This is a genomic window from Pleionea sp. WD8-19 (genome assembly GCF_055326765.1).
This window is the reverse complement of the sequence record NZ_JBUZOU010000027.1, coordinates 25,251-31,856: the sequence shown is the minus strand read 5'-3', so window position 1 is coordinate 31,856 and position 6,606 is coordinate 25,251. Positions and strand designations below refer to the sequence as shown.

Genomic DNA, 6,606 nt, shown 5'->3' with positions numbered 1-6,606 from the left:
TGGACAATGCCAGTTCAAAACTGGAACCTGACATTGTCACAACTGGCCATCCACTTTGAAGGTCGATTAGATGGTGAACTAGAACTTTAATTTTTAGGCTGACACAGAATTCTGAACGCCCTCAGCCGGTTTGTTAGTTGGCTTTTTTGTGCCTTTAATTTGTATATTTTAACTAAGAAACTGGGATTGCTTTATTCAGCAATCACCAATTCGCTTTGCACCCCAGCTCATATTCATTACCATTGCCATGCCGGCCATATTCATTTTTATATCCATATTTCCTTTGCCGGTATTACCGTCGGTGAAATATTGCCCACTGATCGTAGAGCTGCTGCCGTGCATGTTACATTCCATTTTAAACGTTAGGGTATTTTCACTTAAAGAGTCTTCGACAATTTTGCAACCTTGCGCTCCTTCCATCATCTTCGCTGGGTTAAATTCGGTTTCTTTTACACAGTTTTTGTCAGTTTCGGTTATAGGGGTACCCGTCATGGGATTGGTTCGCGTGATGGTGGTTTCCCATAGTCCGGGTTTAACAGTAAGCTTGGCACTGAAAAGGGGAGTGGTTATCACTGCAAGAATTATTAATATGCGAAACGGTACAGAGAACATAGGTTGCTCCTTGTCATGTCATTGACGTTTTCCGTTAAACACTAGACGTCAATACAGAGAAACTCAACTCAAGTTTTAAAGCCTCAAAAATTTTAAATAAGTGAAATCGACCAATATTTTGTGCATTTCAATTTGTCTTTTTTAAGTTCTATTAAATGTTGAAAAATAACTCTTTAAAATCAAATGGTTATAGATGGCATGTGGATTGCTATTACAAAAAAAGGCCACCGATAAACAAGTAGATTTTGGTCATAACAACGATAATATTAAAGGAGATATTCGTTTGAGCCGTCGTTCAGAAAACCTTACCCTTTCACTTAGTTCGTACTCTTTTCATAAAGAGTGGAATATCGATCCTCTCAGTTACCTTCAGGCAGAGCAACGTGCAGGCTGGTATTTCAATCAAATCGAGCAACGAGCTACATCCGACGATATTTTTGAAACGCTTTTTAACGATTATAGCTATTGGCTTAGTCATCTCGAAAAAAGCGGTGTTCGTAATCACAGGTTATCGGAACTGGAACACTTATCTGAGTTGTCGAACATCGATGGATGGACCTTTTTGCAAAAGTTATCGGCCGAGAAAAAGCTGAAAAACTATCTAGATAAATCGATCAGCTATATCTTTATGCGTGATTTGGGCAAATCAATTGCTGACACAAGCGTGCAAAAGGAAGTGGAAAGTGTGGTGAACTCACTCGTTCACTGGATAAAGGGCCGAAATGGAAAGCGTTCAGTTGAAAATCAAGTTTCGTCGCTATGGCTTTATCAAAAAGCGAAGGAACATCAGTTGGAACACAGTTTTTGTTGGTTAATGGCTAAACTCGCCAATGTGCAACAACGTATGCCTGCTGAAATCGATGCGACTCACGGTATGCGAAAGTTGGTAAAAATTATTGCCGGTGTGGTAATGCACCAGTTAGCAACATTGCCAAACAATATTACAAAAAGTGAACGTCAAAAAAAATTGGATGCGGCGATTCGCCTCGGTTATAGCTACGGACTCACTTATCCATTGGTTGATGATTTATTGGACTCTGGTAGCGCATTAACTGATGAAGAAAAAAATTTATTTAATGAGAGCATTCGTCAAAGCCTGTTAACGGGTGAAGTTTCGGATTGTCCAGTTTTTAACTCAGATAGACAGCAGCAAATGAGTTTTGTTTATCAGGAACTGAGCGAAGCATTTCGGACCATTAAAAAGCTGCAAACGCGTGATGAAGCGCAAGCCTTTTTTAAACAAGCCTACATTTTCTTTCAGGCGCAAGATGTTGATCGAAAGCGAAAACTGAGCGATGGTCATTTTTCCAACGAACAACTCTACCTACCCATAATTTTAAAGTCTGCCGGCTGTCGGCTAATTGCCAAACAGCTGTTGGGCAATCAAGGTGACAAGCAATTCAACTTTCATACCTTTTGTTTTGGTATTTATAATCAATTCAATGACGATATCAAAGATATTTTTGATGATCTGCAGCAAGAAAATGTAACTCCTTATACTTATTATCTAACCATGGAAGAAGGTGCGCATTCGCTAATCAATCCTTATCGAATTTATTGGGCGGTTGTATTTTATTTAATTTATGAGGTGTATTGCAATCATCCAAAAGCGAAGCAACTCATTCTGGAACGCTGCATTAATGCACACAAAAGTTTACGAAATGATATCGGGCAAACTCGCTATCAGTCATTAAGAAAACGGATGTTAACCACTGGACACGAGGCGTTTGATGAATTAATTGATCGGTTGGTGCAACCGCCCAATGATATTGCTTGGTTTGATAAGTTGGTCAGTCGTCATGTCGCACAATACTTTGATAACAATAAAAAAGCAAAATATGCGTTTAAAGAACAATACGTTGCCATCAAAAACTGGGTTGATGATCAGCTCTCAATTTCGCAAACACGTCATGGCTCCAGTTTAATCAGTGCTGCTAATTACAGCGTGCAGGCAGGTGGTAAACGCCTTCGTTCAGTGCTTGCTTATGTGTTGGCAACGGAGCAATACCAGTTTTCAAAAGAACAAACAGTACCCATTGTTCAATTGCTAGAGTATATGCACACCGCTTCGATAATTTTTGATGATAAACCCTCCCAAGATAATGCAGACTTTCGTCGCGGAAAGCCAACTTTACATAAAAAATACAATTGTGAAGCGACGGCAGAACTGGCCGGCGTGTCTTTGATCATGAAAGCGGTAGAAATTCAAAGCCAAATTAAAAATATAAACACTGAGTATATTTTGAACTCCTTGGAGTATGCCGCCACAACAACGCAAGCTATCTGCGAAGGTCAATTATTGGACTTAAAAAGCAGTCCCAATCATACGGATGTCAAATTGCTTGAGAATATTTGTTTTTTGAAAACCGGTTTAGCGATTGAGGCGGCTTTAATGATACCGGCTATACTGTCGAATGAAAACGATATTGTTAAATCTCACCTTAGGATGTTTGCACGACACCTAGGACTCGCATTTCAAATAAAAGACGATTTACTTGATACTTGGGGTTTTGAATATGAAACTGGTAAGCCTGCCGGGCAAGATGTTAAAAACAATAAAGCTACATTTGTTTCGGTATTAGGAGAAGAAGGCGCACAGGAGCAGCTTTACAATCACTACTTTAAAGCGCAGGAAGCATTATCTCATTTGACTAAAATAAAGCCCTTTATGAGTCAGTTGTTGGACTTTGTCGTACATCGTTCAGAATAAGCGGATTGCTTCTCTCTTATGAAGTTCTCAAGTAGGCGATATTTTTTGCACCTACTTGAGATTCTAAGAATGAATTAAAACACCGAGCGGAGCATTGCGGGTTTAAACACTTCTTTCTTTAAAGTTGTGCCCACAAACCATTTGCAAACAATATCGTTTTCTTCTGCACCAACACTTAGATATTGTTGTTTGGAGGGATCCGGTAAATCCTTCACAAAATTGAATACGGTCATCTTGGTTCCGCCGGAGTTCAATTGAACTAAGTCACCTCTACGCATACTTCACCTCACAATTTTATGAACTGAGTTAACTTTCAGCTTCTTTTATATTCAAATGGAGATGTGATTGCTGTGCAATTTGCGTGAAACTCCGTGATTTATGAGATAAAGTCGTAAAAACAAGACGTTAATCGTTTTTATTTTGCTTGCATACACGGCTTCTCACGTGAAATTCACAACTGAGTTCACAGATAAACGACCAATGGTTGTCGTTTATCTGCGAGAGAGGTATTAGCAAAAAGCAAACAAAATATCAGTAAGAGATGGTAAATGGCTTTTCTAACCCTTACTTTTGCGACGCAATATATAAAAATCACCGCACATCTGGGCGACCACATCGCCCATTCTATCCACCAGATCGCCTTCTAATTGACAACTGGCTTTACCTTCATTTTCAGCTTGGAGCCCCATGTTTTCGATCTCAGTTTGAGAAAGTCGAAGGCTTAAATGCAAGTCACTGGTTGCGGGTTTAATAAAGTTTAAGTTTAGTTTCTTTAACGTTGGGTAGTATAAGTGGCTATCAAACGTGGCTAACAAAAGCGCACCACCGGTTATATCCGCGAGGGTGAATTGTGCACCAGCGTACATGGTCTCCACATGATTTTTATTGGGTGATAAGGGGATTTCACAAGTTGCTTTTCCTGCACTTAAATGTATGACACGTAACCCGGATCGTTCAACAAATGGAATAGCTTGAGCGACTTGTTTTTTTAATTCATCTAGCATGATACACCTGTGATGAGCGGTTAATTGATTAGCACTTTTTCGTTTTAGATTATAGCTGAAACGTTTGCAAATTTAGTGCTTTAAACATCTGCTGTCTCTTTACTGAGCGCGTCTCTTTTTTCGGTTTTCACTTTGCCTCCTGCTCAAATGTCGCCGGCTGAAGCTCATCTTTTCGCGTAGCCGTTTCTTGCAAGAATAACATTTAGTTTCTCCATTTCACTGAATCTCGAGCGATTCAAGCGATCGGAAATCGCACCGTCGAACAAGTCAACGTGGCATTTAAGAAGTATTGATCGATTTAGGAGGTGCGTTAAAAAAAGGTGATTTATCCTAATGGGTGGAAGGGGTGATGCGGTGTACAACAACAATGCGGAACAACCGAAACACGCGGGTGCTTCGGTTTCATTAATTCAAATGTGTTTCCCACGTTGCCAATCGGCTGATTTTAAAAACGTTTCACCGGCGGATACCGCGCCATCTTCCATAGTTGTAGCCATACTGTCATTCCAACGATTGAGATATCCGAATAACGAAACCACCCCAAGAATTTCAACGATCTCACCATTGTCCCAATGTTGCCGCAAGTTTTCGCTAATGGCTTCATCAACTGCATTGGGTACACTGGATGCTGCAAGTGCGAATTCAAAAGCCGCTTTTTCGGCTTCTGAATAAAGGTCGCTGTCGCGAAAACACCAAATATTTTCCAATCGCTCATCACTTCCGCCATAGCGGTGTGCTGCCAAAATAGTGTGGGCCTGACAATAACGACAACCGGTATTTGCACTAGTGAGGTAGCCGATAAGGCGCTTTTGCTCGCTGGTAACACGCCCTTGGTTATCCATAACCGCTTTATTAAGCTCGATAAAAGCACGTGCAATTCCTGGGCGTCGTTGCATGGTGAGTACACTGTTTGGGCAAAATCCCAATGTTTCATTAAAAAACTTGGCTAATTCAGCGACGGCTGGATCATGGTCAGCGGATAGAGGGGATACAAGTGGCATGAAATACTCCTGAAGATAGTTGAATATAAAATTATGTTTGAATGAGTTGGCGAGCACTGTGTTGAAGCTTTTTTAGCAACTCCAATAGCAAAGTGAACTCACCGTTAGAGAGCTGCTGACGGAAAAATGCCCCATTGGCTTCCATTTGAGGCATTATTTCATTGAACGACTGCGTACCTTTGGTTGACATTTTTAGTAGGACGCTGCGCCCGTCTTCCGGGTTATTTTGTTTGATGATTAACTCAAGTTGCTCGAGTCTTTGAAGTGAACGGGTTACTGTTGCTCTATCAATTCCAGTCATGTTTGCGATTTCTGCTGGCGTGATCGATGTTTGTAGACCGATGATGGCCAATACACGCCAGTCGCGACCGGCCATGCCACTGTGTTTCACATAGCGATCACTGGATCCCTGTTTAATCAGGTTACTGAGCACTGCGAGTTGAAAAGGTAAATGTTGAGATAGATTGAGCGACATCACGTTTCTCCAAGATAGAGAACAATATAGTTGAAAATAAAACTAAATAAAACAAGGGGAAAGAATAAAGTTTAAGTCTATGAATGAAAATAAACAGCAATGAACACCTTTTTGGGTGTACATGTGTACGCTAAAAAGATAACATTTAACTCCTCAGACCAGAACGTGTAACCTTATGTCCTCCGAATACTCAAAATCAGAAGAATTTATTAATGCGCTGACTCACGGTGTCGGTTGTGTTATCGCATTCATAGGGCTGTTTTTTCTGCTCCTGGCTGCCGATGATCGGGTAGCTATTACCAGTGTCACGATCTATGGGTTATCGCTGGTACTTTTGCTACTGGCTTCGACCTTGTATCACGCTTTAAGTGGCAGTCGGTGGAAGTCGTCATTAAAAATGCTCGATCATTCTGCGATTTATCTGTTAATTGCCGGAACTTACACGCCTTTCATGTTGGTGGTGTTGGATAGCTGGATGGGAATTGCTGGAGCGATAGCCATTTGGACTCTGGCATTAATTGGTTTGCTATTTAAGTGGTTTACTGGCCATCGTTTTCCAAAAATATCTTTATCACTTTATCTCTTAATGGGGTGGTTTGTCGTGGTGCTGATATATCCGCTTTATCAGGCATTGCCAGGAGGTGGTATGTGGTTACTGTTTGCAGGTGGTATATGTTTCAGTGTCGGCGTGTTGTTTTATGTCGCTAAGAACAAGCCTTACACTCACGCTATTTGGCATGGATTTGTACTTGCGGGTTGTGCCTGCCATTACTTTTCAATTTATTTGTTTGTTATTTAGCAAAA

At 40.8% G+C, this 6,606-nt stretch carries 7 protein-coding genes; 2 read left to right on the top strand and 5 right to left on the bottom strand.

What is annotated here, in order from left to right:
• Positions 1-195: 195 nt before the first annotated feature.
• Positions 196-612, bottom strand: coding sequence for a DUF3617 domain-containing protein (locus tag ACTUJY_RS20040; RefSeq protein ID WP_463617917.1), 417 nt, complete (start codon positions 610-612; stop codon positions 196-198).
• Positions 613-817: 205 nt separating this feature from the next.
• On the opposite strand from ACTUJY_RS20040, the gene ACTUJY_RS20035 reads away from it, so the two are divergent.
• Positions 818-3,322 carry a polyprenyl synthetase family protein gene (locus tag ACTUJY_RS20035; RefSeq protein WP_463617916.1) on the top strand — a complete coding sequence of 835 codons (2,505 nt, stop codon included), beginning with the start codon at positions 818-820 and terminating at the stop codon, positions 3,320-3,322.
• A gap of 74 nt (positions 3,323-3,396) precedes the next feature.
• Here ACTUJY_RS20035 and ACTUJY_RS20030 read toward each other — a convergent pair whose 3' ends face one another.
• The 4 genes from ACTUJY_RS20030 to ACTUJY_RS20015 all read right to left on the bottom strand — a co-directional run bounded on the left by ACTUJY_RS20030 (position 3,397) and on the right by ACTUJY_RS20015 (position 5,802).
• Positions 3,397-3,600, bottom strand: a complete 204-nt coding sequence (locus ACTUJY_RS20030) for a DUF2158 domain-containing protein (RefSeq protein ID WP_463617915.1) — start codon at positions 3,598-3,600, stop codon at positions 3,397-3,399.
• Between the two features lie 279 nt (positions 3,601-3,879).
• The gene (locus ACTUJY_RS20025; RefSeq protein WP_463617914.1) at positions 3,880-4,326 is read right to left on the bottom strand and encodes a PaaI family thioesterase; all 447 of its coding nucleotides are present in this window, start codon (positions 4,324-4,326) and stop codon (positions 3,880-3,882) included.
• 410 nt (positions 4,327-4,736) lie between these two features.
• Positions 4,737-5,327 carry a carboxymuconolactone decarboxylase family protein gene (locus ACTUJY_RS20020; RefSeq protein WP_463617913.1) on the bottom strand — a complete coding sequence of 197 codons (591 nt, stop codon included), beginning with the start codon at positions 5,325-5,327 and terminating at the stop codon, positions 4,737-4,739.
• A 31-nt stretch (positions 5,328-5,358) separates the two neighbouring features.
• Entirely contained in the window at positions 5,359-5,802 is a 444-nt protein-coding gene (locus ACTUJY_RS20015) for a MarR family winged helix-turn-helix transcriptional regulator (RefSeq protein ID WP_463617912.1), read from the bottom strand.
• 175 nt (positions 5,803-5,977) lie between these two features.
• Here ACTUJY_RS20015 and trhA point away from each other — a divergent pair, with 175 nt between their 5' ends.
• Positions 5,978-6,601: a PAQR family membrane homeostasis protein TrhA gene (gene trhA, locus ACTUJY_RS20010; RefSeq protein WP_463617911.1), complete on the top strand. Its 624-nt coding sequence runs from the start codon at positions 5,978-5,980 to the stop codon at positions 6,599-6,601.
• Positions 6,602-6,606 lie beyond the last annotated feature (5 nt).

Coding starts and splice junctions, on each gene's coding strand:
- trhA (WP_463617911.1), top strand. CDS start 5,978: ATGTCCTCCGAATACTCAAAATCAGAAGAATTTATTAATGCGCTGACT.
- ACTUJY_RS20030 (WP_463617915.1), bottom strand. CDS start 3,600: ATGCGTAGAGGTGACTTAGTTCAATTGAACTCCGGCGGAACCAAGATG.
- ACTUJY_RS20040 (WP_463617917.1), bottom strand. CDS start 612: ATGTTCTCTGTACCGTTTCGCATATTAATAATTCTTGCAGTGATAACC.
- ACTUJY_RS20015 (WP_463617912.1), bottom strand. CDS start 5,802: ATGTCGCTCAATCTATCTCAACATTTACCTTTTCAACTCGCAGTGCTC.
- ACTUJY_RS20025 (WP_463617914.1), bottom strand. CDS start 4,326: ATGCTAGATGAATTAAAAAAACAAGTCGCTCAAGCTATTCCATTTGTT.
- ACTUJY_RS20020 (WP_463617913.1), bottom strand. CDS start 5,327: ATGCCACTTGTATCCCCTCTATCCGCTGACCATGATCCAGCCGTCGCT.